The 21694-nt window shown below is 68.9% G+C and carries 26 protein-coding genes, 1 tRNA gene and 1 other RNA gene; 20 read left to right on the top strand and 8 right to left on the bottom strand.

Features of this window, described 5'->3' with window-relative positions:
* The first annotated feature begins 25 nt into the window (after nt 1-25).
* Genes P5P27_RS11830 through P5P27_RS11795 form a run of 9 tightly spaced genes read left to right on the top strand, consistent with a single transcriptional unit; the run spans nt 26 to nt 6196 of the window.
* Entirely contained in the window at nt 26-1048 is a 1023-nt protein-coding gene (locus tag P5P27_RS11830; RefSeq protein WP_278124115.1) for an N-acetylmuramoyl-L-alanine amidase, read from the top strand.
* The gene (locus P5P27_RS20790; protein WP_423201235.1) at nt 937-1230 is read left to right on the top strand and encodes a phage holin; all 294 of its coding nucleotides are present in this window, start codon (nt 937-939) and stop codon (nt 1228-1230) included. The genes P5P27_RS11830 and P5P27_RS20790 overlap by 112 nt, the downstream gene beginning before the upstream one ends.
* 40 nt (nt 1231-1270) lie before the next feature.
* Entirely contained in the window at nt 1271-1663 is a 393-nt protein-coding gene (locus tag P5P27_RS11825; RefSeq protein WP_278124114.1) for a hypothetical protein, read from the top strand.
* Nucleotides 1660-2079, top strand: a complete 420-nt coding sequence (locus tag P5P27_RS11820; RefSeq protein WP_278124113.1) for a hypothetical protein — start codon at nt 1660-1662, stop codon at nt 2077-2079. Before P5P27_RS11825 ends, P5P27_RS11820 begins: the two co-directional genes overlap by 4 nt.
* The gene (locus P5P27_RS11815; RefSeq protein WP_278124112.1) at nt 2076-4340 is read left to right on the top strand and encodes a hypothetical protein; all 2265 of its coding nucleotides are present in this window, start codon (nt 2076-2078) and stop codon (nt 4338-4340) included. The genes P5P27_RS11820 and P5P27_RS11815 overlap by 4 nt, the downstream gene beginning before the upstream one ends.
* A complete protein-coding gene (locus P5P27_RS11810; RefSeq protein ID WP_278124110.1) occupies nt 4341-4544 on the top strand; it encodes a hypothetical protein in 204 nt (67 codons plus the stop codon).
* Nucleotides 4541-5578 carry a glycine-rich domain-containing protein gene (locus P5P27_RS11805; protein ID WP_278124108.1) on the top strand — a complete coding sequence of 346 codons (1038 nt, stop codon included), beginning with the start codon at nt 4541-4543 and terminating at the stop codon, nt 5576-5578. Before P5P27_RS11810 ends, P5P27_RS11805 begins: the two co-directional genes overlap by 4 nt.
* Entirely contained in the window at nt 5578-5847 is a 270-nt protein-coding gene (locus P5P27_RS11800; protein ID WP_278124107.1) for a DUF7233 domain-containing protein, read from the top strand. The genes P5P27_RS11805 and P5P27_RS11800 overlap by 1 nt, the downstream gene beginning before the upstream one ends.
* A 1-nt stretch (nt 5848) precedes the next feature.
* Nucleotides 5849-6196 (top strand): hypothetical protein, encoded by a 348-nt coding sequence (locus tag P5P27_RS11795; protein ID WP_278124105.1) that lies wholly within the window; start codon nt 5849-5851, stop codon nt 6194-6196.
* 242 nt (nt 6197-6438) lie between these two features.
* Here P5P27_RS11795 and P5P27_RS11790 read toward each other — a convergent pair whose 3' ends face one another.
* Together P5P27_RS11790 and P5P27_RS11785 are read right to left on the bottom strand one after the other, a co-directional pair.
* Nucleotides 6439-7080, bottom strand: coding sequence for a helix-turn-helix domain-containing protein (locus P5P27_RS11790; protein ID WP_278124103.1), 642 nt, complete (start codon nt 7078-7080; stop codon nt 6439-6441).
* Between the two features lie 30 nt (nt 7081-7110).
* Nucleotides 7111-7485, bottom strand: a complete 375-nt coding sequence (locus P5P27_RS11785; protein WP_278124102.1) for a hypothetical protein — start codon at nt 7483-7485, stop codon at nt 7111-7113.
* A gap of 131 nt (nt 7486-7616) precedes the next feature.
* On the opposite strand from P5P27_RS11785, the gene P5P27_RS11780 reads away from it, so the two are divergent.
* Nucleotides 7617-7808: a hypothetical protein gene (locus P5P27_RS11780; RefSeq protein WP_278124101.1), complete on the top strand. Its 192-nt coding sequence runs from the start codon at nt 7617-7619 to the stop codon at nt 7806-7808.
* A 43-nt stretch (nt 7809-7851) separates the two neighbouring features.
* Nucleotides 7852-8010: a hypothetical protein gene (locus tag P5P27_RS11775; RefSeq protein ID WP_222111668.1), complete on the top strand. Its 159-nt coding sequence runs from the start codon at nt 7852-7854 to the stop codon at nt 8008-8010.
* Nucleotides 8011-8033: 23 nt separating this feature from the next.
* Here P5P27_RS11775 and P5P27_RS11770 read toward each other — a convergent pair whose 3' ends face one another.
* A complete protein-coding gene (locus tag P5P27_RS11770; protein WP_006895222.1) occupies nt 8034-8840 on the bottom strand; it encodes a GNAT family N-acetyltransferase in 807 nt (268 codons plus the stop codon).
* Between the two features lie 111 nt (nt 8841-8951).
* Between P5P27_RS11770 and P5P27_RS11765 the strand changes: the two genes are divergently transcribed.
* On the top strand, nt 8952-10073 hold the full coding sequence (locus tag P5P27_RS11765) for a hypothetical protein (RefSeq protein WP_278124098.1): 1122 nt from the start codon (nt 8952-8954) through the stop codon (nt 10071-10073).
* 11 nt (nt 10074-10084) lie between these two features.
* Here P5P27_RS11765 and P5P27_RS11760 read toward each other — a convergent pair.
* Together P5P27_RS11760 and P5P27_RS11755 are read right to left on the bottom strand one after the other, a co-directional pair.
* Nucleotides 10085-10159, bottom strand: a tRNA-Cys gene (locus tag P5P27_RS11760).
* Nucleotides 10160-10216: 57 nt separating this feature from the next.
* A complete protein-coding gene (locus P5P27_RS11755) occupies nt 10217-11047 on the bottom strand; it encodes a spermidine synthase (RefSeq protein WP_006895228.1) in 831 nt (276 codons plus the stop codon).
* A 35-nt stretch (nt 11048-11082) separates the two neighbouring features.
* Here P5P27_RS11755 and P5P27_RS11750 point away from each other — a divergent pair, with 35 nt between their 5' ends.
* The gene (locus tag P5P27_RS11750; protein ID WP_278124095.1) at nt 11083-12000 is read left to right on the top strand and encodes a cobalamin biosynthesis protein; all 918 of its coding nucleotides are present in this window, start codon (nt 11083-11085) and stop codon (nt 11998-12000) included.
* Here P5P27_RS11750 and P5P27_RS11745 read toward each other — a convergent pair.
* A complete protein-coding gene (locus P5P27_RS11745; protein ID WP_278124093.1) occupies nt 11988-12929 on the bottom strand; it encodes an SURF1 family cytochrome oxidase biogenesis protein in 942 nt (313 codons plus the stop codon). The two genes, P5P27_RS11750 and P5P27_RS11745, sit on opposite strands and share 13 nt — an antisense overlap.
* A gap of 34 nt (nt 12930-12963) precedes the next feature.
* Complete coding sequence (locus P5P27_RS11740) at nt 12964-13452, bottom strand: low molecular weight protein-tyrosine-phosphatase (RefSeq protein WP_006895231.1); 489 nt, start codon at nt 13450-13452, stop codon at nt 12964-12966.
* A 287-nt stretch (nt 13453-13739) separates the two neighbouring features.
* On the opposite strand from P5P27_RS11740, the gene cobC reads away from it, so the two are divergent.
* From cobC to P5P27_RS11705, 7 genes are all read left to right on the top strand, one after another.
* Nucleotides 13740-14882: an Rv2231c family histidinol phosphate aminotransferase CobC gene (cobC, locus tag P5P27_RS11735; RefSeq protein ID WP_278124091.1), complete on the top strand. Its 1143-nt coding sequence runs from the start codon at nt 13740-13742 to the stop codon at nt 14880-14882.
* Entirely contained in the window at nt 14879-16024 is a 1146-nt protein-coding gene (locus P5P27_RS11730) for a Nif3-like dinuclear metal center hexameric protein (RefSeq protein WP_278124089.1), read from the top strand. The genes cobC and P5P27_RS11730 overlap by 4 nt, the downstream gene beginning before the upstream one ends.
* Nucleotides 16021-16779 (top strand): zinc ribbon domain-containing protein, encoded by a 759-nt coding sequence (locus tag P5P27_RS11725; RefSeq protein WP_222111669.1) that lies wholly within the window; start codon nt 16021-16023, stop codon nt 16777-16779. The genes P5P27_RS11730 and P5P27_RS11725 overlap by 4 nt, the downstream gene beginning before the upstream one ends.
* A gap of 50 nt (nt 16780-16829) precedes the next feature.
* The gene (locus P5P27_RS11720; RefSeq protein ID WP_045538702.1) at nt 16830-17453 is read left to right on the top strand and encodes a histidine phosphatase family protein; all 624 of its coding nucleotides are present in this window, start codon (nt 16830-16832) and stop codon (nt 17451-17453) included.
* Nucleotides 17454-17505: 52 nt separating this feature from the next.
* Nucleotides 17506-17922: RNase P RNA component class A (gene rnpB, locus P5P27_RS11715), an RNA gene on the top strand.
* Between the two features lie 214 nt (nt 17923-18136).
* A complete protein-coding gene (locus tag P5P27_RS11710) occupies nt 18137-18727 on the top strand; it encodes an LGFP repeat-containing protein (protein WP_006895238.1) in 591 nt (196 codons plus the stop codon).
* Between the two features lie 50 nt (nt 18728-18777).
* On the top strand, nt 18778-20202 hold the full coding sequence (locus P5P27_RS11705; protein WP_039866933.1) for an RNB domain-containing ribonuclease: 1425 nt from the start codon (nt 18778-18780) through the stop codon (nt 20200-20202).
* 10 nt (nt 20203-20212) lie between these two features.
* Here the strand turns inward: P5P27_RS11705 and P5P27_RS11700 are convergent, their stop codons facing one another.
* A complete protein-coding gene (locus P5P27_RS11700) occupies nt 20213-21694 on the bottom strand; it encodes a CYTH and CHAD domain-containing protein (protein ID WP_222111670.1) in 1482 nt (493 codons plus the stop codon).

Below are 21694 nucleotides of genomic sequence, written 5' to 3'. Positions count from 1 at the left end.
GTTTTCGCATATCAGGAGGCAATCCATGGGCAAACCCACATTCCGGTACCTCGAGCTACTGGGACCGAACAGGCAGTCGCGGAACGGTGCCCGCGTGCCGTACTTCTTCCTCCACACCGAGGAAGGCTCGTCGACGGCCGAGAACCTCGTCCGAAGCGGCAACGCAAGCGGCGCATTCTCGTACCACTACATCGCCGACGACTCGACGCTCGTCGCGATGGTCGACACCGACTACGGCTCGTGGTCGGTCCTCGATGCGAACAACCGATCGATCAATTTCTGCTTCGCAGGGTCCCGCGCAAGCCAGTCGCGCGAGGTGTGGCTGTCGAAGTTCCGCAACGCGATCCGCATCGCCGCGTGGACGTTCGCCGAGGACGCGAAGAAGTACCCGTACCTTCGCGCTGTTGTCCAGGGCCGCCCATACCCGAAGGGCGACGTCGCGTGCATCAGCGACCACAACTTCGTCACACGCGTTCTCGGTATCGGCACCCACACCGATGTCGGTCCGAACTTCCCGTGGGACGTCTTCGAGGCAGACCTCCGCGCGGTCCTCGCGCCCGCCCCGACCGCGCCCGTGGTGAACCGGATCGACGAGTGCGCTGGCAAGAACCAGTGGCTCGGAAAGCGAATCACCGTCGGCGAGAAGGTCTGCCCCGACAGGCGCGGCCGGTTCGCCAAGTTCGAAAACGGCTACGTGTACTGGACGGCGACGACCGGTGCGTACGCGATCCCCAACCGCATCTTCGAGACCTGGGCTGAGCACGGCTTCGAGAAGGGCTACGGCTACCCCGTCAACGTCGCCACCACCATCAACGGCGGCGATATCCAGGCGTTCGAGCGTGCCGTCATCTACCGGCAGGACGGCCAGGTTGGTCACCCGGTGTACGGCGAGATCTTCAAGCGGTACGCCCGCGACGGCTACGAGCCGGTCCTCGGGTGGCCGATCGGAGACGAGCACGACAACGGTACCGGAGGTCGAATCCAGTCATTCGAGCATGCCGACCTGATCTGGGATCCGTCCGGCGTTTCGAAGGTGGTGAAGAAGTGACCTGGTTGACGCCTGCTGTGCGGCAATGGATCTACCTCGTACTGACCGCACTGTTGCCGATTCTTGTCGGGTATGGGGTAGTGGCTGAGACTGACGTTTCACTGTGGCTAGCGCTCGCGGCGGCGATCCTTGGAGCGGGTGGTACGGCGCTCGCAGCATCCCATACGCCGAAAGACGACTGACCTTATGCGGTGGCCGCGTCGTGGTGATTGGGTGCCGCTGATGCCGGAGCGGTCCCGGATGCTCGTCATCCTCGCCGTCCCGATCGAGGCGATCCTCCGGGCCTGGGACTACCTCACACCAGACATCCAGCCGCCGACTCTGTCGCTGAGCGTGGTGGAGCAGATGATGCCGCTCGAGGTGTGGGGTGCGATCTGCGCGGTGGTCGGTGTGGTGACGGTGTGGGGGTTCGCGATGCGGTGGCCGCGGACTGCGATCGCCGGGCTCCGTCTCGGTGGCGCCACCTACGGACTGTTGGCGTTGGGGCAGTGGCTTGCGGTGGTCGACAATCCGTGGCTTGACGGCGTCCGCTCCCCGGCGATCACCACGATTTTCGCGGTCGCCTACTGGGGTCTAGCGAGGGGATACACACAGCAGATGCGGAGCCGTGCATGACCGTAGGTGACCTACCCATCGGCACCCCGTGGTGGGTCGCCCTCATCATCATCGTTGCTTTCGGTCGGCCGGCGTTGGGGTCGGCGATCATGTCGCGGGTGCCGGGATGGTTGGGTGCGTATGCCCGGCATCGGCAGTCGCGGACCCCGGAGGGCCGCGCAGATCTGTCGTTGTCGGCGGCATGGGAGCGGCAGGACCGCGAGATCAAGCGCCTCGCGGCCGCGTACGACTCCCTCTCGGAGGATCACAGTGAGCTGACAACGCGCGTCGACAGCCTCGACCGCAAGCTCGCGATCATGACGAAGAGGTTCTTCGCCGCGCTCGCACATATCCGAATCCTCCGTGCCGTCGTACTGCGCATCGACCCGACCTATCAGCTTCCTTCTGTACCGGACGATCTGGAGGAGTACCTGTGAGCACACCGCCTCTCTCGGAGAATGGCACGCCCTGGAATCAACTTCCCGGCGCAACGGGTGGTATCCGTCGCAATCTCACCCGCCCGCCGGCGAATCCGATGCAGCAGCTCGAGAAGGTCTTCCTCAGCCCGTTCGCGCGGATTGCTGCCGAGCTGACCGGTGGCGACCCCGAAGACTGGGACACCATCGAGGAGATCATCGACAACATCGTCGGCGCGATCCCCGCGGCGGCTGACTTCATCGGGAACCTGCTCTCGGGCGTGATCCCGATCGGGTTGCTCGCTCCGACTGTCCCGAATCTCCTGGCGAACGGGGCGTTCGACGGCGCGGTGTCGATCGTCGAGGGCGACGGCTGGGTGTACGACCCGGACGTCGGCCGGACGTCGCCGGGCGCGGCGCGCTACGACTGCACCGGTGTCGCAGGGATGCAGCTCTCGACGCCGGTGCAGGTTGCTGAGGGTCAGAAGGTCGCGGCGTCGGTGTATGCGAAGTGGGCGGGTGTGGCCGCGGGTAGTGGTGCGGGTATTCGTCTGGTGGCGCGCTGGTACAACGGCGAGTCTCTTGTGTCGACGTCTGAGGTTGGGGCGGTTGTGGCGCCTGCTGCGGCTGGTGGCTGGTCGAAGCTCTCGGGCGAGATGTCGACGCCGTCGGGTGTCGAGACGGTGTGCCTCGCCCTCGTCGTCGACGCTGGTGTCTCGGCGGGGCAGGTGTGGTGGGATGACGCATCGCTGACGAAGCCGACCGCGTCGCTGCCTCAGCAGTGGATCGCAGGTCTCGTCGATGACCTCGGCGAGTTCTTGACGATGCTCGACCAGATCGCATCGATCGTCGCTGGTGGCGCGGTCACTGCGATCAACGGTGTCGTGCAGGAGTTCAAGGATGGGTGGGCCGCGGCTCAGTCGATCACGACGAACATCGCCGGCAACATCACCTCGGCGGTATCGGGTGGAATCGCGGTCGGCGAGGGCATCGTCAAGGACGTTTTCGACACGATCGCCAACATCTTCGGTCTAGCGGGTACGGCTCGCGAGATCGCGATGAGTGCGCAGACGCAGCTCCAGGAGATCACCAACAACGGCCAGACGCCGGAGGGCTTCGACGGGTACACGTGGTCGACGATCTTCTCTGGCGCGGATGGTGCCTCGCTGCCGTCTGGTGACTGGCCGCTCAGTGCCGGGCTCGCGATCCGTGGCGATCAGGGGCATGTCGGGATCGCGGAGTCGCAGGGGCTCGGGCACTGGTGGGCTCGAGCAGCGGGCGCATTCGCGTCTGACACGCAGTCGACGTCGGTGGTCTTGGGTCCGCGCGGCCGGTACGGACAGGACTGGGATACGGGCCTGTACCTGAGGGTCGACGATGCGATGGCGGTCGGCGCGTTCGCGCGGGTCCGATCCAATCGGATCGACATCGGACGGTTCACCAGGTCGGGCACGACGTGGAATCACTTCCAGTTCACGCAGATCGCGACCCAGGTCCGGGAGGGCGATCTGGTGCGGTTTCGAGCGACAGGAGACACCTATTATGTGCTGGTCAACGGCATCGTCCGGGCGTCCTACACGGACGGGTCGGCGTCGGTCGCGAAGGGGGCGGCGTACCGGCGGGCCGGATTCTCGCAGCAGCGGAATGAGTACTACTCGTTCCCGTTCACGTACCGCGACGACTCGTACCGTGTCGCCGCGTTCGCTATGGCGGACTGGGCGCCGCCGGGGGCGACAGTGACGACGCCGGGTTGGCGGCTGCGCCGCGGATCGGGCAACGAGGTCGCGCTCGCGGTCAATCACGGCGAGCAGGCTCCGATGCCGTCCGGTTTCTACAACGTCAACGACCTCGGTGTCGGCGTCACCGTATCGGACCTCGGCACAGGCCAGGTCACGATCACCTCAGACGGCTGGTATGAGATCGCGTCGACAGGCATCCACCGCGACAGCGAAGCGAACACATCGAACCAGACCACGACACAGATGATGGGTGTCGCTCACGTCGCGAACGCATGGCACGCCTCACCGTGGGTGCTCTATGTCGACGGCGCCGCGGTCGCTGGACCGATGATGGCCGGCGTCTCGACCACGATCTATCTCGCCGCAGGGCAAGTCGTTCGGCCCGGCGTCTCGGCGTCGTCGCCGATCATGCCCGGCGCAGCAGTCGTCGACGTCGACGGCACCCGCTCCACGACCAACAACCGCGCGATGCAGGGCCGGTCTCGGATCACCGGAGTCTCCGGTGCACCCTCAGCCTCCTTCACTGGCAGAAAGGTCGGATAGATGTCCGCAACCACCTTCACCCTCGACGACCTCCCCGGCGTTGAGTTCACCGTCGAGCGCGGCAGCGGCGGGGAAGCCGGCCTGCCGTCGACATGGATCACCCTCGTCGGCACCAGGCAAGAGACTCCCGCGCCGACCGACGACATCCCTGACCCCGACCCGATCGACGTCGAGGTCTGCCGCATCGGATTCGCCGGACCGTGACCTGGTCACCCACACGCCCCGCACCAGCAGCCCCCGCGCAGGGCTGGATCGGCGACACCGGCCCACAAGCGGCCGATCCGGTGCAGGGTTGGACGCGCGCTCGACTCGCCGCCGCACTGGCCTCGGAGTTCTCCAGTCACGATGCGGCAGCGCTGCAGGCGCATCTGACCGGCACTGACGAGAGCCGCGCCCTCGACGCCGCTGCACTGCGCGCTCACCTGACCGGCAGCGGCGCGGCCGCGGTGGTCGACGGCGCCGCGCTCGTGGCGCATCTGACCGGCACGGGCCGCTCGCACGGTGTCGATCGCGCGGACGCAATGATCCGCTGGCACCTCACGGGCACCGGTCACGCTCGCAGCCGGGACCGTGCTGCTCTGCGCGCGCACCTGTCCGGGCCGCCGACAGTCGGCCATGCGTCGGATGGTGCGGCGGGTCGGTTCTCGGTGCACGCACCGGAGATCACCGTCTATGACCAGCCCGGCACCTTCTCCTACCCGGTACCCGGATGGTGTACGCACCTGGATTTCGTCGTGATCGGCGGCGGCGCGTCGGGACAGTCTGGGTCGGGCACGCTCTACGGCGCGGGCAAGGGCGGCATCCCCGGCACCTGGGCTGGGAAGACCGTCGTCCGGCTGAACGAGTGGATGTCCACGAGCCGAATCCCGTTCGAGACGTCGGCGCTCTCGGTCACGGTCGGAGCAGGAGGTGCGAAGGCGCCGAACTCGGACTACGGCGGGCCGAACCCCGGCACAGCAAGCGCGGTGAGCTACAGCAGCGGCACGAACGTCGTGGTATTCGCGCAAGGCGTGGGCGGGTCTGGGACCGGCGACTACCAGAACGGTCGCCCGGTCCCAGATTTCACCTACGCGGGCACCACGTACACCGGCGGCGCATCCGGCACCGGAAACGGTGGTGCCGCGAGCGCGCCCGGCGGCGCCGGCGCCGGCGGTAACGGCGGCGTATTCGGCAACCGGACCCGCGGCGGCGCCGGCGGCGCGGGCCGAGTCTGGATCATCGCCAGGCAGGAGTACTGATGCAGATCACCCTGCCCGCGCGAGTCCCGGATCGGCTGATCGTCCCGCTCGGCTCCCAGATCACCGCGACCACCGACACCGATACCGGGCTGCTCATCACCCTCGACCACATCGACTACGACTACACACCGTTCGCAGACCCGGCCGCGCCCGCGTTCGAGTTCCTCGCCGACGTCATCCGCATCGCATCCGACCGCACCATCACCATCGACCGATCCGAGACCTGCATCAGCAGCCCCGGACGGACCTCACGAGAGAAGGACACCTGACATGGCGAAAACCGCCGCGCACCGCAAGCAGATCGCCGACCTCATCGCCAGTCTCGGCGCGAAGATCACCTTCCACGAGTCCGACCCCGGCACCACCGGTGCCGGCCTCATCGCGACCACCCCGGCATCCGGTACGACGACGTGGGCCGCAGCCACCGACAACGGCACCGAATCGCAGGTGCAGGGCTCCGCGGTCCCGCTACTGGTGCCAGCGGGTAAGACCGTCTCCCACTACGGAATCTGGAACGGCAGTACGTTCCTGCGCGGTGAGCAGCTCGACTCGTCGATCATCGTCAACGGCACCGGACCGGTGTCGGTCGACGTCACCCCGAAGTTCACGTTCGACTAGACCCCGCCGCGCAGTGCGAAGGCCCCCGACCTCTCGAGGTCGGGGGCCTTTCGTCGTATCCCCACTCACGTGGGGAGCACTGCCGTGTGATCCGTAGCGCTAGTCTGCCGAACACAGCCACTCACGGATCATCCCCACCGAGGTGGGGAACACGACTATCTGATCCATATCGAGAGCTTGCCGAACGCAAGTACTCACGGATCATCCCCACTCTCGTGGGGAGACTTCACTATAGCCGGACGCTACCCAGTGGTGCCAGATTTCAGGATCCGGTGCACACGCTGGCGGGACAGTCCGCACAACTCACCGATCCGCGCCGCCGACACCCCGGCTTTCGCCGCCGCGCGGATCGCCTGATGACGCCGGGTCTCGGCGCGGCTCATACGCTGCGCGGCCTGCTCATACTCTGTGCCGGATGCGCGCAGCTCACGCTCGACGTCACCGCGGATCGCGTCGATGTCCGCGCGGGCTCCATCGACTGCGGCCGTCAGCGACTCCCACGTCAGGTCATCGCCGGCCAGATGGACCGGTGCCGTGCCGCCGGTGACATCGGCGCGGGCGAGCGGCTGCGGAAGGACTGGAGACACCGGCGACATGCCGGTGATCTGCACCGTGACGCCCTCATCGGAGGTCCACTCCGCGGTGCGCCCCATCGCGGCCTGCACCAGCGGCCACACCTGCTCCTGCACGGTGCGGGTCGGCTCGGGCGTGAGCGTGTGGGCGAGGACGACCTCCCAGAAGTCGTCGGCTTCCATCGCGGCGTCGAGTCCGTGGCGGTCGGTGAGGGTGTCGACGATCTGGTCGACGTCGTAGCTGGCGGCGTCGGCGCCGAGGGACTGCTCGACGAGGGCGACGACGTCGCGGCGGGTGATCGGGTCACGCATGAGAGGTCTCCTGTCGGGTGGTCGTGGTGGTCACATGAACTTGAGGATTTCAATCAGCTCGGCCGCCGCATCCTTCGACAGGCCCTCGACGGGGGCGGACAGAGCGGAGAGCTTGGCGTCATAAGCCTTCGCGCGCTGCTCGGCGAGCTCGGCCTCGATCTCGGCGGCGCGGGCCTTGAGGTTGGCCTTGATCTGCTTGCGCATCTCGCTGCTCACTTCGACGCCGGCGGCGACGAGGCTCGGGATGTCGCGCTTGGCGTCCTTGAGCTCTGCGACGGCGCGCTCCATGCCCCATCCGCGGACGACTGCGCGCTGGTCGGGTGCGGAGTCGTAGTCGGCGAGGTAGGCGAACTCATCCTGAAGGCTCTTGATGTAGTCGATCTGCTTGTCGCTGGCGGCGTCCATGTCCTGCTCCTTGGTGGTGGTTGTAATCCCTGTTGACAACTATGTAACCAGACGCGACACGTGCTGTCAATACGGTTTACACATACGGCAGTGAATCACCCGAACGGACTACTCGTGCGACACTTCTCCGCATGCTCGTCACCCTGTACGGCGGACCCCACGACGGCCGCACCATCGACGCCGACCCAGACGAGACGCTACGACTGCCAGTTCTCACCCCGAGCGTCGACGGCGGGCCACCAGACCTCGGTGACGACGCGACGTACGAGTGGCAGGGGAGGCGCGACGGAGCAGGACGACCGGTGATGGAGTGGCGGTCATAGGCTCGCGAACACCCACCCTTTACCCACCCGAAACTCTCGAAACATGGCGGAACAGACGGCAGAATCCGGCATTCATCCGGCTGCCAGTCGGGAATCACAGCAGGTCAACGACACCTCGCGGAACAAGCAGAAAATTCTCACCATCACCAGCGGTCAGGGGTTCGAATCCCTTTGCGCGCACAGCCCACCTGATGCTCGGTGAAGGCTCGGCATCGCACCCCGGCATCACGCCACCGAACGCCGACCGTAGCTCTGCACGCGGCAGACCTCCGAGAATCCCAGCCGTCGGTACAGGCCTTCTCCTTCGGGCGAGGCGGTGAGCACGCACGTCTTCGCGCCGCCGAGTACGGCGCGGTCGAGCGCGGCTTCGGTGAGACGCGTTCCGATCCGACGGGAGCGCCACTCCGCAGCGACGATCACGTGTTCCACAGCCGCGGACACTCCGGCGACCACCGCCGCTGAACACCCGACGACTCTTCCACTGTGGAGCGCCAGAAAATGCGTCACGATCGGTGCAGCCGAACCGCTTTCGGGCAGGCCGAATCCGGTGAACGGTGCCAGCGCCGCAGTAATACCGGGAAGGTGCTCGGAAGCGGCATCCTCGGCAGCCCAGAAGCGCGCCCAGCGATCGAGATCCCTGAGCGACCTGCAGGCTTGGATCGTCACATCGGAAGCGTCGCGGTCGGTCGGCACGTCGTCCGTCTGCAACGCCCACCGCGCGAGTGGCAGCGTCATGAGCGGCTCTTCCTCCACCGCAGCGAGGCCTGATTCGCGCATCGCTGCCTCCACGTCGGCGAAACCCTCGGTGCCCGGCCACAGCGACCAAAGCGCTGGCACGTCGCCCATCAGTTCGAGGCAGGCGGGAACATCGTCCGCGGTGAACCACAGCACCCGATTGAGCTCGGCGTGCCGGGCGCCTGTCCGTGCCCAGACGAGCGAGGGCGTCTCGCCCCACCGCTCCGCGCGGGCCAGATGTGTCCGCAGGTAGTGACCTCGTGCCGCCGCTGCCGTGGCTTCGGTTTCGTTGCACACAGTCTGTGACGCTAGCCCACCGCCGGTCCGGAATCATGACGAGGAACCGGGTCGCGGATCGGGGACGTCCGCTCGCGTTTGGCGACGATCGAGGCGGGTACCCGCGTCGGCGTGGGTGAATATGTCTCGAACGCAGCAGATGCACATGGAACCCGCGCCGACGCGGCCGAGCCGGACGATCTCCGGCTCTGGCCGCCGCCGACGGTCGGTCTGTTGGCGGACCCCGGCGCATCCCGGCAACTCGCGGAGGCGATCGGCGGCGACCTCGCTGAAGATCTCGGTGACGACCTCGGCGGGCAGTGGTCGGTGGAAGTCAGCGAGGAGTCGTTGCCGATCGCTCCGAGCGGCGCGATTCCCCTCGCCGAACGCACGCCGGACCTCTTGCGGCGCCACCGATGGCGATACGTCGTCTATCTCACGGACCTGACTCACTATCGAGGGCGGTCGGCCCTCCGCTATCTGCTCGCCGCTGGTGAACCGGCGGTCGTCGTGTTCGTCCCGACTCTCGGCTGTTCGCGACGGCGCACCAAGGTGCGCACACTCGTTCGCGAGATACTCCGAGCGGACGCAGAGACCGACACCGGCGTGGACTACCGCCCGGGCGGCCACAGCCACGTCTGGCCACCCGCATCTCAGCTACCCGACGATGGTGTACGAGGTCCGCTCGGACATGCGCGAATGCTGACCGGGATGGTGCACAGCAATCGGCCGGCCGCCATGGGGCGGGCGCTGCGCGGCTGTACGGCCGTCGGTATGGCCTCGGGGGCCTTCGGCATCTTCTTCGGGAGCGTGTGGCCGATCGCCGACTCGATGTCGTTCGCACGTCTGGCGGCGGTCAGCGTCTGCGTGATCTCTGCGCTCAGCTCGTGGCTGATCCTGCGCAACGGGCTCTGGACCCGTCGATGTCGGAACCTGGCACCGCAGAGCGGCGCGCTGGACAATGCCTCCACCGTCGTGACCGTCTCGTCGGCGGTGACACTCATGCACGTGATTCTCTTCGTCGGGCTGACCGTACTGGCGACGGCGGTCGTGGAGCCGGCGTACCTGGCGAGCCGACTGGGCCACGCCGTCTCGGTTGTCGACTACCTCGTCATCGGCTGGTTCGCGGCGTCGATGGGGACCATGGCCGGTGCACTCGGCTCCAACTTCGACAACGAAGAGGTGGTCCGAGAGGCCACCTACAGCCAGCGATGGCACCAGCGCCGTCTCATGTTCGAGGACTACAGCGGCTGAACGCGGATGAATGGAGCGGATGGCAGGATTCGAACCCGCGTGTCACGGTTTTGCAGACCGCTGCCTCGCCACTCAGCCACACCCGCAGGTCTTCGACGATGCCGGGCGAGGACGCCGTCGTCGACCGTTGTGCCCGCAGTGAATCAAACAGTGCCGGGCCGGGTAGCGGGGCCGTCGCGCAGGACGGCGCCGGAACCGAACGCCCGCGCGGCGTCGCCGGTCATCAACCGGGCCGGTTCGGGATCGGAGCGCAGCCGCCGTTCCAGTTCGGGAGAGTCGGGGACCGGGCCGTCGGACGCCACGACGACCACGTTGCCGCTGCGCCGCCCTTTGAACATCGACGGGTCGGCGATCAGGGTGATGTTCGCGAACACCTCGGCGACGGTGGCGACCTCGCTCCGGACGGACTTGAGGTCGCGACGGTCGCCGCAGTTGGCGATGTAGAGGCCTCCGGGGGCGAGCACGCGACGCACCGCCTGGGTGAACTCAGCCGTCTTCAGATGGTCGGGTGTGAGGCTCTCGGCGAAGGCGTCGCGGATCACCACGTCGCGCGTGTGTTCGCGCAGACCGGTCACCACCTCCCGCGCATCGCCCACCCGGATCCGCAGACGGGGTGCGCGTGGGAGGTCGAACCATTCGCGGGCGAGCCGGGCTAGTTCGGCGTCGATCTCGACGGCGACATGGCGTGAGGCGGGATAGGTGTGCGTCAGAGCGCGGGGCAGCGCGCATGCCGCGGCGCCGAGGTGTAAGAATCGCAGTCCCGCGGACCGGTCGGGGTAGCGGTCCTCGACGGCGGCGACCGCCTGCCGCATGTACTCGAACTCGAGCAGGTCCGGACGAGCGGGCGCGATGTGACTGCTCTGCACACCGTTGACGGTCAGCAGCCAGCCGCCCTCGCGGTCGAAGGCGAGTTCGGCGACGCCGGTGGAGATCTCGAATGAGCCCGGCTCGGGCTCGGAACGTGCGGTGGCCATCGGGGACCGATTCTAGTCGCCGATACGATCACCGGATGCGCAGGAACCGGGCGGAGGCGGCGGGACTGGCGATCGGAGCGGTCGCGGATGCGGCCTTCGGCGACCCGCGGCGAGGACACCCGGTGGCGCTGTTCGGCAGCGCCGTGGCCCGGCTGGAGCGACGGGCGTACGCCGACGCCAGACCGGCCGGCGCGGTCTTCGCCGGAGGATGGATCGCAGTCGCGGTCGCGGTCGGCGCCCTGGCGCGGCGGACGGGCCCGGCGGGCACCGCGGCGGCGACCTTCACCGCGCTCGGCGGCACGTCGTTGTGCCGGATCGGCGACGATATCGCCGGAGCCCTCGAATCCGGTGACGTCGACCGGGCGCGCCGGCTGGTATCGGGACTGGTGGGACGGGACCCCGATCTGCTCGACGAGTCCGGGATCTGCCGCGCCGCCGTCGAATCCATCGCGGAGAACACCTCCGACGCCGCGATCGCACCGCTGCTGTGGGGCGCGGTCGCCGGCGCGCCCGGGCTGCTCGGCTATCGGGCGGTCAACACCCTGGACGCGATGATCGGCTACCGCTCGGACCGGTACCGGAACTTCGGGTGGGCGGCGGCGCGGATCGACGACGCCGCGAATCTCGCGCCGGCTCGGATGACGGCGGTGGCCGCGGCGCTGGTGAGCGGCCGGCCCGTGACCGTGTGGCGTGCGGTGCGCAGAGACGCCGGAGCACACCCCAGCCCGAACGCCGGGGTGGTGGAAACCGCGTTCGCGGCGGCCCTCGGCATTGAACTCGGCGGTCGCACGGTGTACCCGCACGGGGTGGAGGACCGACCGCGGCTGGGCGACGGCCGGGCGCCGCTCGCATCCGATCTGCGCGCGGCGGTCGTGCTGTCGCGCCGGATTCAACGGCTCTCGGCCGTCGTCGCCGTGGCGGTGCGTCTGGCTGTCGGACGTCAGCTGCGGTAGCGCTGCGCGAGCTTGGCCTTCACCTCGTCGTCGGTGTCGGCGGGCGCCGCGCCGCCACCGATCTCGGCGGTTTTCTTGGCCGTCATGTCGTTGCCGGTGAAGGTTCCCGCTTCGCGCAGCTGGCTGCGGATGCGCTCGCGGTCTTTGCGCGGCGGGGGCGGCGGAGCGGCGGTGTCGTCGCCGGTCTTCTTCGCGGCGCGACGCGCCTTCACCTCGGAGTAGATGAAGTACGCGGCGCCCAACGGGGCCATGACGCCGAAGGCCAGCCACTGCAGTCCGTACGAGAGGTACGGGCCCGACTCGAGTTGCGGCAGAGCGATCTCGCCGAGCGAGCCGGGCTGGTTCGGAGACAGCTGAAGATAGAGATTCTCGCTGGTCAGGCCGGTGGACTGCCCCAACAGGCGGGTGTCGATGGTGTAGGCGGTGCGCTGCCCGTTCTCGACGCGGGGTTCTTTGCCCGGGCTCGTCGACTCGGTCTTGCGCAGGCGCGCGGTGACGGTCACCTCGCCGGTCGGTGCGGGCTCGACGTCGACGCGGTTGTTGTCGCCGGGCCGCACGTAGCCGCGGTCGATGAACAGAACGCGATCACTTCCGGCCACCTGGAAGGGGGTCACGACCTCCACGGAGGGACGCTCGTCGGCACTGCGGAGGCGGATGAGGGTCTGTTCGTCGTCCAGGTACCGGCCGGTGACCTCGACCTCGCGCCACTCGGAATCCGGATTCAGCGGCCGGCCGGCCGGGGCGAGTTCGTCGATCGGGACCGGAGCGGTGGACTCGGCCGTACGGATCAGGTCGTTGCGGTGCTCGGTGTCGGAGTTCTTGCCCAGCTGCCACGGCGCGAGAACCGTGAAACAGGCGGCCGCGAATGTGACCACGAAGACGGCCAGGAGCAGCCAGCCCGGTCGCAGGAAGGTCTTGAGCACACGCACGACTCCAGGTTACTGGCTGCTGGAATCGGCTCGGTCAGTCGTCGTCGGCCAGGGTCGCGTGCACCCACGCCAGCAGCCCGGGAACGGCGGCCTCGACCTGCTCGCGAACCAAGGTGAAATCTGCCGGACTGCCATAGAACGGATCGGGGACATCAGCGCCGTCGGCGTCGGGATCGAAACTGCGCAGGAGCCGGACCCGATCCCCGAGTCGCTTGCGTTCCAACTCGGCGACGTGACCGCTGTCGGCGGCGACCAGCAGGTCGGCCGACAGGTGATCGGGCGTCAGCTGGGCGGCGACGTGCTGATCGGAGTAGCCGTGGGCGAGCAGTTCGGTCCGCGCGCGGTTGTCGGCGGGCTCGCCGATGTGCCAGCCGCCGGTTCCGGCGCTGCTCACCCGGACGCGGTCGGCCAGGCCGGCCTCCTCGATCGCCGAGGTGAAGATCGACTCCGCCATGGGCGAGCGGCAGATGTTGCCGGAACAGACGAAGCACACGTGCAGTGTGCGGGGCGAGTTGTCAGACACCGAGTTCCTCACACGATTTGGTGAACCGAGTCGCGGTCCAGTCGTTTGTTGTTCTTCCCATCACGGCTGCGTGCCCGGCGGCAGCCATCGCGGCCGTGACCTGTCCGGGGAACCGATCCTCACGCCGACCGTCCCGACTCGGGGCGTTGTCACATTCGACTGTAGTACGTCGCGCACGTGACCGACGCCCTCGGACGAGGCCGGGCGTGTGGCCGCGGCAGTCCTTCGACGTGCCGGGCGCGGGGCCCGGGCCCGTGCCGTCGACCGTGCACGTAGTGTCAGAGGTCATGAAACCGGGCACCTCGCAGACGACGTCCGTCGTTGAGCAGACGCCGTCCGGATCGGCCGAGTTCTTCGATCCCGATCGGCACGGCGACGAGGACACCGCTCCGGGTGTGATCGACTTCGCCGTGAACGTGCGGCCGGGCCCGCCGGAATTCCTCGTCTCGGCGTTGCGCGATCGGATCGCCGATCTGGGCCGATATCCGAGTGCGGCGGACCTGACCGCGGCCACCAGCGCGGTGGCGCGCCTGCACGGCCGCGATCGGTCGGAGGTGCTGTTGCTGGGTGGTGCGGCCGAAGGGTTCGAGCTGCTCGCCAAGCTCGCACCGAAACACGTCGCGCTGGTCCAGCCGTCGTTCACCGAGCCCGAGCGCGTGCTGCGTGCCGCCGGTGCGCGCATCAGTCAGGTGATCCTGACCGACCCCTGGTCGCTGGCGGACGTCCACGTTCCCGACGACGCAGACATGGTGGTGCTCGGCAACCCGACCAATCCGACGTCCGTGCTGCACACGCGTGCGCACATCGACTCGCTCCGGCGGCCGGGCCGGACCGTGGTGATCGACGAGGCCTTCGCCGATCTCACCCTCGACCCGGTCACCGGCGCCCACGAACCGCAGTCGCTGGCAGGAGAGCGCTCCGACGATCTGATCGTCGTCCGGTCGATCACGAAGACGTTCGCGCTCGCGGGGCTGCGCGCCGGCTACCTGCTGGCCTCGCCCGCGATCATCGCGCGGCTCTCGACGGGCCGCAGGCACTGGCCGCTGGGCACGCTCGCGCTCGTCGCGCTCGCGGTGTGCGCCGGCGACGAAGGGCAGGCGTACGCGCGGGCCCAGAGCGAGGCGGTGGCAGCGCATCGCAAGTATCTGAGCACCCGGCTCGCCGAGTGCGGGTGGCCGCCGGCGGCGGACGCGGCGGCATCCTATGTGCTGATCCGGGTGCCGAACGCGCTGCAGGTGAAGGAACGCCTGCGTCACCGCGGGATCGGCGTCCGCAGCTGCGCCAACTTCGTCGGGCTCGGACCGGACCACCTGCGCATCGCGGTCCGGAGCCCGGAACTCACCGACGTGCTCGTCGGCGCGTTGCAAGATGTGATGGCGGAGAACGCACCGCCCTTCACCCGACAGAGCCGAGAGAGTGAGGCCACATGAGTCCCCGTCTGCCGAGCCCGCGACTGGACGAGGTGATCGCGGAGCTGGAGCGCGTGTACCCGCCCCGGCTCGCCGAGAGCTGGGACGCCGTCGGCTTGGTCTGCGGCGACCCGGCCGAACCCGCGGACAGCGTGCTGGTCTGCGTCGACGTCACCGACGCCGTGGTCGACGCCGCGCTCGAAGCCGGTGCGACGCTCATCGTGGCCCACCACCCACTGCTGATGCGGGGCGTCACGTCTGTGGCCGCCGACACTCCCACGGGCCGCATCGTGCATCGCCTCATCCGGGGCGGATGCGCGCTGTACGCCGCGCACACCAACGCGGACAAGGCACGCCGGGGCGTGTCGGATGCGCTCGCGGAGACGCTCGGTCTCCTCGACACCGTGCCGCTGGCTCCCGAGCCCGCGCCGGCATTGGACAAATGGGTGGTGATGGTCCCCGAGGGCAGCGCGGATCAGGTGAGTGAGGCGATGTTCAACGCCGGGGCGGGCGCTCTGGGCGAGTACCGCAATTGCCAATGGAGTGTGGTCGGTACCGGACAATTCCTGCCGGTGGACGGTGCCTCGCCCGCTGTGGGGGCCGTCGGAGCCCTGACCCGGGTGGATGAGGAACGGCTCGAGATGGTCGCGCCGCGGCATCTGCGCCGGTTGGTCCTCGGTGCGCTGCGCGAGGCGCACCCGTACGAGGAACCGGCCTTCGACGTGTTCGAGCAGGCCGTCACGGACGGTGACGTGGGTCTGGGCCGGGTGGGACGACTGCCCGAGCCGATGACCTTCGGCCAGTTCGTCGCCCACGCCGGACGCGTCCTGCCCGCCGCGGCGTGGCCGGTCCGCGGGGCGGGTGATCCGGCTGCGACGGTGGAGACCGTCGCGGTGTGCGGTGGTGCCGGTGACTCGCTCATCGGTGCGGCGAGCGCGGCCGGCGCCGACGTCTACCTGACCGGCGATCTGCGCCACCACGTGGTCGACGAATCGCTACGCGACCGATCGCCGGCCCTGGTCGACGCCGGCCATTGGGCCACCGAGTTCCCGTGGTGCGAGAGCGTCGCCGATATCCTGACCGAGATCGGTTGCCGGACGACCGTATTCCAAGACCCGACCGATCCCTTCACGGTGATCGCCGGCCCCAAGGAGCAGCAGTGAAGGTCCCGAACGCTCAGCAGCGCCGACTGCTCGACCTGGCCGAGATCGATGCCGATCTCGCGAAGGCTCGCCACGAACGCCGCAGCCTCCCGGAGGACGCGGAGCTGGCCCGACTCACCGAGGAGATGGAGAAGATCCGTGAGGACCGCGCCCGTGCTCAGGTGGCGGTCGACGATCTGCAGAGCGAGTACGAGCGCATCGACGCGGAACTGTCGGGCACGACGGAGCACCTGCGGCGCGACCAGGCGCAGATCGAGTCGGGTGCGCTCAACCACAAGGCACTTGCCGAACTCCAGCACGAGGTGACCGGTCTGCAGCGCAGGTCGGAGAACCTGGAGACCGAACTCCTCGAGATCATGGAGCAGCAGGAGGCGACGACGGCGGAAGCCGAGCGCACCGAGGCCGCGCTGTTGCACGCCACCGAACGCGAACTCGACCTGATCGCACGGCGCGACGCCGCGGGCGTCGCGGTCGACGAACGCATCGACGACCTCGCCGTCAAACGGACGGCCGTGGTGGAGGGCGTCGACGAGTCGCTGCTGGCGGTCTATGAGAGGCTGCGGTCGCAGGGCAAGGTCGGCGCCGGACTGCTGCGCCAGCGTCGATGCGGCGCGTGCCGGATGGAACTCGATCCGCGGACGCTGTCGAGAATCGCCGCCGCCGACGAGGACGAGGTGGTGCGCTGCGAGGAGTGCGGGGCGATCATGGTGCGGACCGAGCAGTCGGGTCTGCCGCGACCCGGATCGGCTCAGTGACCGCCGACCGCCGGACCGGACCGCGGAAGTCGCCGAACTGGCAGGGACAGATGGAGGAGCCGACCCGGATCGTCCTGCTCCGGCACGGCCAGACGGCGCTCTCGGTGGACCGTCGGTACTCCGGCCGCGGCAATCCCGAACTGACCGCCCTCGGCCGCGCACAGGCCTCCGCGGCAGGCGAGCGGATCGGCGGGGGAGGCCTCGGTCGAATCGACGCGGTGCTGTCCTCTCCGCTGGTGCGGGCGATGGATACCGCGACCGCCGCCGCGGAACGGCTGGGCGCCGAGGTGGAAGTGTGCGACGGGCTGATCGAGACGGATTTCGGTGCGTGGGAGGGACTCACCTTCGGCGAAGCCGCCCGCCGCGACCCCGAGGTGCACGGCCGGTGGCTCGCCGACGCCGACGTCGCCCCGCCCGGCGGAGAGAGCTTCGCCCAGGTGCAGGAGCGGATCGCCGCGACCCGCGAGGACATCGTCGCCCGATTCCCCGGCCGGACCGTGCTCGCCGTCTCACACGTGACGCCGATCAAATCGATGCTGCGACAGGCGCTGACGGTGGGACCGGAACTGCTCTTCCGGCTGCATCTGGACCTCGCGTCGATCTCCGTGGTCGAGTTCTTCCCCGATGGCGGATCGGTGGTCCGGCTCGTGAACGACACCGCACACCTGCAGTAGCCCGCGGCATTCGGTGTCCGACCGCCCGCCGGGCTATCCTGAATCTCGCGAACGAGTCGGCCGGGCGGCCGCGGCGAGGGAACCGCACGAGCGATCGTGCAGGCCCGAGTCGAGGAAAGTCCGGACTCCACAGAAGCAGGGTGGTTGCTAACGGCAACCCGGGGTGACCCGCGGGACAGTGCCACAGAGAACAGACCGCCCGCACGCATGGCGTGCGGGTAAGGGTGAAACGGTGCGGTAAGAGCGCACCAGCGATGCGGGTGACCGTGTCGGCTCGGTAAACCCCACCCGGAGCAAGGCCGAAGCTCGCACCGCCGGCCGGCGTGTGCGAGTGCGCGAGTGACCGAGGACTGCTCGTCCGAGCTCGCGGGTTGGCCGCTCGAGGCACCCGGCGACGGTGTGTCCAGATGGATGGTCGCCACCGGCTCTCGGGCCGGTACAGGATCCGGCTTACACGCCGGCTCGTTCGCTCTCTCCTTCGCCCGCCTGCGCGGTGCGGGCACCGCACTTTTCTCACGGTTCGGTCGAGCGCACATCACGATTCCGGCTCGCGTATCACTCATACGCGGTGATCCGGCCATCGAACACCGCGCAAGCGGACGGCGCGACATAGCATCTCGCCCACGCACCGCCGCGGAGGACGGCGGGCGGCAACACGCACCGAACGAGGCAGGGGACTGTTCATGAATGTCGATTCCAGGAAAGTGGCCGCCGTCGTCGTGGCCGTCGGGGCCATCGGGCTGCTGGGTACCGCGTGCTCGTCCGACGACGACTCGGCGTCGAACACGTCGGCGGCGATGTCGAGCCCGATGTCGAACGCGAGCGGTGCGACCGCGTCGTCCGATGCGATGGAGCCGAACGGGATGGATTCGGGGGCGTCCAAACCCACGACGATCACCACCGACACCGAGCTGACCACCGTCGGCGGCCAGCAGATCACCATCGGCGACGAGGCGATCGCGAAGTCGTACGGCGAACGCGGCGGACCCGACGGCTACCTGGGCAAGCCGCTCGGTCCCGTCGTGAAGCTCAAGTCCGGCGGTTCGTTCATCACCTTCGAACACGGCTCGCTGTACCAGAATCCGGCCACCGGCGCGGTCTACGCCGTGCACGGCGAGATCGGCGACGAGTGGGGCCGGCTGAACCACGAGAACGGCCGCTTGGGCTACCCGACCAGCGATGAGACGAAGATCGAGGGCGGTCTCGAACAGACTTACGACAACGGCACGATCAAGTTCGTCGGCGGCAAGGTGACCGTGACACCGGCCGGCTGACCCGAGGCGGGCCCGGCGTCCGCCCGCCACGGCTCCTATGCTGTTCAGATATGCAGCGGAGAATGCGGGCGCCGGCAATCGATTTCGCTCAGTTGCGCCGTGACATGGGGATCGCAGGCGAGTTCTCCGCGGAGGCTCAGCAGCAGGCGGCCGCGGCCGTGGACCGCTTCGCGGACGCGCGCGTCGATCGCACCGACCTCGAGCTGGTGACGATCGACCCACCGGGATCGATGGACCTCGATCAGGCGCTGCGGGTGATCCGGGCCGACGACGGAGGCTTCCTGGTCCACTATGCGATCGCCGACGTCGCGGCACTGGTGGAGCCCGGCAGCGCCCTCGATCTGGAGACCCGGCGGCGGGGACAGACCGTCTACTTCCCCGACGGGAGCGTTCCGCTGCATCCGCGGGCGCTCTCGGAGGGGGCCGGCTCGCTCTTGCCGGATCAACGACGACCGGCCGTTCTGTGGACGGCCGATGTGGCGGTCGACGGCCAGTGCCGGGGCGTCGAGGTCTCGCGGGCACTCGTCCGGTCCCGGGCTCGCCTCGATTACGCCGGGGTGATGGCCGACCTGTCCGCAGACCGGCTCCATCCGGCGATCGCGGCGCTGCCGGACTTCGGCCGCACGCGCCTGGCATGGTCGCTCGCCCGCGGTGCGGTGCAACTCGACCTCCCCGACCAGGAGATCGTGCCCCACACCGAACCCGGACGAGCATGGACGCTGCGGATGGCGCCGCGCACGCCGGCCGACCAATGGAATGCGCAGGTGTCGCTGTTGATCGGGATGTGTGCGGGCCGGATCCAGAATGACGCGGGGATCGGTCTGCTCAGAACCCTGCCGCCGGCCTCGACGGAGGCGGTGGAGGATCTGCGCCGGGCTGCCGCACACCTCGGGATCGAGTGGCGCGACGGACTCTCTCCGGGAGAGTTCCTCGCGACGCTCGAACCCGATGCGCCGACCACCCTCGCGCTGATGACGGTCGGGGCGCGACTGATGCGCGGCGCCGGCTACCTGTCCCTCGCCGGTGAGTCCTCGGCACTGCCCGCGGAGCGCCGCGAGCACGCCGGGGTCGGCGGACTCTACGCACACGTGACCGCACCCCTGCGTCGTCTGGGCGACCGATACGCCACCGAGGTCGCGCTGGCCGTCACGGCGGGGGCGGAGGTGCCGACGTGGGTGCGCGAAGTGCTGCCGGAACTGCCGAAGACCATGAGCGGCTCGGACTCGGTGGCCGCGACCGCCGAGCGCAAGAGTATCGACCTCACCGAGGCAGTCGTGCTGTCCGACCAGGTCGGCCGTCGGTTCGACGCCGTCGTGATGCGCGGAGCCGACGGCCGGCGGCCGCCGGAGATCTTCATCGAATCCCCGGCGATCGTCGCCCGCTGCGAGAACGCACCCGCGGCGGGGACTCCCTGCACGGTGGAGGTGGTCACGGCCGATCCGGCGGTGCCGGAGGTGTCCTTCCGCGCGGTGTGAGTCCGCGCGATCACCTCGTGCGGCGGTACTTCTTCACCGCGCGACGTCCCCGGGCTTCCTCGTGCGCGTCGAGCCGGCCCAGGACGAACAGGGCTTCGCGGCTCAGATCCGGATTCGCCGCGACCCCGGCCAGGTGCCGCCGATTGACCACCGTGTCGTGAAAGACGCCGAGGTGGTTCTGCACGCGCTTGGCCTCCTTGCCGGCCCGGTGGAAGGCGCGCTTGCCGAGCGGATCGGCCGACTCGGCGGTGTACCGGACCGCCTTGGCGCGCTTGCGGATCGTGTGCAACTGCTCCACCCACTCCGCGGACCAGGGGCTGTACTTCTTGAGCCGCTTCTCGGCCGAGACCATCCGTGAGTAGGCGCGGCCGATGGCGTCGGCGGCCACGTCGCGGGCGTCCCGGGCGGCCGCGGGGCCCGGGATGGGCGCCTCGATCAACGCGTCGAGATCGTCGAGCAGTCGGAGATAGCGGGGCGTCGTGAGTGCGAAACGCATCGACTTGAGTGCGCGCTCGTGGTGGAGCCGCTCGTCGTCGATCAGTGCCCGGACCAGATCGTCGGGCGCCTGCTCGCGGTGCAGCAACTGGGCGTTGGCGGCGAGACGGACCTCGCGATCGCGTGCGTCGCCGAGAACTTCGCCGAGCAGGCGCAATTCCTCGGCCACCGGTGCCGCGGCCTCGGGTGCGATGACGCCCGGGTACGACGCGAGAATCGACCGGATCTTTCGTGCCGCCACTCGCATCTGATGGACCGCGTCTTCGCCGTTCTCCCGCGCGATCGGGTCCCAGGCGACGAGGGCGTCGCGGTGTGCCGCGAGGTCGTACTGCACCAGGCCGAGCGCAGTCGCTTTCTTCGGGAGTGCCCGGACGAGGTCGTCGTGCGGCCGGCTGCCGATGGCCCGCGCCAGTTTGGAGACGCTCGACGCCTCACGCGCGCCCGCTGAGCGGAGGACGCCCTTGGCCCGCTTGAGCAGTTTCGCATCGCCGCCGGTGAGCTCGAACTCCCACTCGGCCCAGCGGTGTACGGAGCCGCCGGGCAGCAGGGACTCGGCCGAGACCAGATCCTCGCAGAACTCGGCGAGCGAGCGGCCGTCGGCGTCGAGGACGCGTGTGACGGTCCGGTCGGTGGTGATCGTCGCGACCGGCACCAGCGGCGCCGACCGGACGATGGTCAGCACCTGCTCGCGCAGGTGCGCTGGCACCTGGGCGTCGCCGGCCTCGTCGAAGCCGACCGCGGTCTCCTTGCGTCCGCCGGGCACGGACGACGGTCGCTTCAGATGCCAGCCCGCATCGGTGCCGCCGGTCCGGCGACGCAGGGTGATCCGGTTCCTGGCGAGCGCGGTGTCGGCGGTGTCGAAGTAGGTCGCCTCGAGCAGGTAGGTGGTGGGCTCGCCGACGGTGCCGCCGTCGACGAGACCGGTGAGGTCGGGGGCGGGGAGTCCGGCGTCGACGTCGAACTTCAGCTCGATCTCGATCGAATCGGAGGGGCTCAT

The sequence above is a fragment of the Gordonia sihwensis genome (genome assembly GCF_029632925.1).
GTDB lineage: Bacteria > Actinomycetota > Actinomycetes > Mycobacteriales > Mycobacteriaceae > Gordonia > Gordonia sihwensis.
The sequence above is the reverse complement of the archived record's forward strand: the minus strand, read 5'-3'. Positions and strand labels throughout refer to the sequence as shown.

What these genes read in the sequence shown, in the direction of transcription:
- P5P27_RS11750 (WP_278124095.1), top strand. Translation starts at nt 11,083, where the DNA reads ATGCGCAGGAACCGGGCGGAGGCGGCGGGACTGGCGATCGGAGCGGTC.
- P5P27_RS11820 (WP_278124113.1), top strand. Translation starts at nt 1,660, where the DNA reads ATGACCGTAGGTGACCTACCCATCGGCACCCCGTGGTGGGTCGCCCTC.
- P5P27_RS11830 (WP_278124115.1), top strand. Translation starts at nt 26, where the DNA reads ATGGGCAAACCCACATTCCGGTACCTCGAGCTACTGGGACCGAACAGG.
- P5P27_RS11785 (WP_278124102.1), bottom strand. Translation starts at nt 7,485, where the DNA reads ATGGACGCCGCCAGCGACAAGCAGATCGACTACATCAAGAGCCTTCAG.
- P5P27_RS11720 (WP_045538702.1), top strand. Translation starts at nt 16,830, where the DNA reads ATGGAGGAGCCGACCCGGATCGTCCTGCTCCGGCACGGCCAGACGGCG.
- P5P27_RS11705 (WP_039866933.1), top strand. Translation starts at nt 18,778, where the DNA reads ATGCAGCGGAGAATGCGGGCGCCGGCAATCGATTTCGCTCAGTTGCGC.
- P5P27_RS11700 (WP_222111670.1), bottom strand. Translation starts at nt 21,694, where the DNA reads ATGAGCCCCTCCGATTCGATCGAGATCGAGCTGAAGTTCGACGTCGAC.
- P5P27_RS11755 (WP_006895228.1), bottom strand. Translation starts at nt 11,047, where the DNA reads ATGGCCACCGCACGTTCCGAGCCCGAGCCGGGCTCATTCGAGATCTCC.
- P5P27_RS11795 (WP_278124105.1), top strand. Translation starts at nt 5,849, where the DNA reads ATGGCGAAAACCGCCGCGCACCGCAAGCAGATCGCCGACCTCATCGCC.
- cobC (WP_278124091.1), top strand. Translation starts at nt 13,740, where the DNA reads ATGAAACCGGGCACCTCGCAGACGACGTCCGTCGTTGAGCAGACGCCG.
- P5P27_RS11780 (WP_278124101.1), top strand. Translation starts at nt 7,617, where the DNA reads ATGCTCGTCACCCTGTACGGCGGACCCCACGACGGCCGCACCATCGAC.
- P5P27_RS11790 (WP_278124103.1), bottom strand. Translation starts at nt 7,080, where the DNA reads ATGCGTGACCCGATCACCCGCCGCGACGTCGTCGCCCTCGTCGAGCAG.
- P5P27_RS11775 (WP_222111668.1), top strand. Translation starts at nt 7,852, where the DNA reads ATGGCGGAACAGACGGCAGAATCCGGCATTCATCCGGCTGCCAGTCGG.
- P5P27_RS11730 (WP_278124089.1), top strand. Translation starts at nt 14,879, where the DNA reads ATGAGTCCCCGTCTGCCGAGCCCGCGACTGGACGAGGTGATCGCGGAG.
- P5P27_RS11825 (WP_278124114.1), top strand. Translation starts at nt 1,271, where the DNA reads ATGCCGGAGCGGTCCCGGATGCTCGTCATCCTCGCCGTCCCGATCGAG.
- P5P27_RS11710 (WP_006895238.1), top strand. Translation starts at nt 18,137, where the DNA reads ATGAATGTCGATTCCAGGAAAGTGGCCGCCGTCGTCGTGGCCGTCGGG.
- P5P27_RS11800 (WP_278124107.1), top strand. Translation starts at nt 5,578, where the DNA reads ATGCAGATCACCCTGCCCGCGCGAGTCCCGGATCGGCTGATCGTCCCG.
- P5P27_RS11810 (WP_278124110.1), top strand. Translation starts at nt 4,341, where the DNA reads ATGTCCGCAACCACCTTCACCCTCGACGACCTCCCCGGCGTTGAGTTC.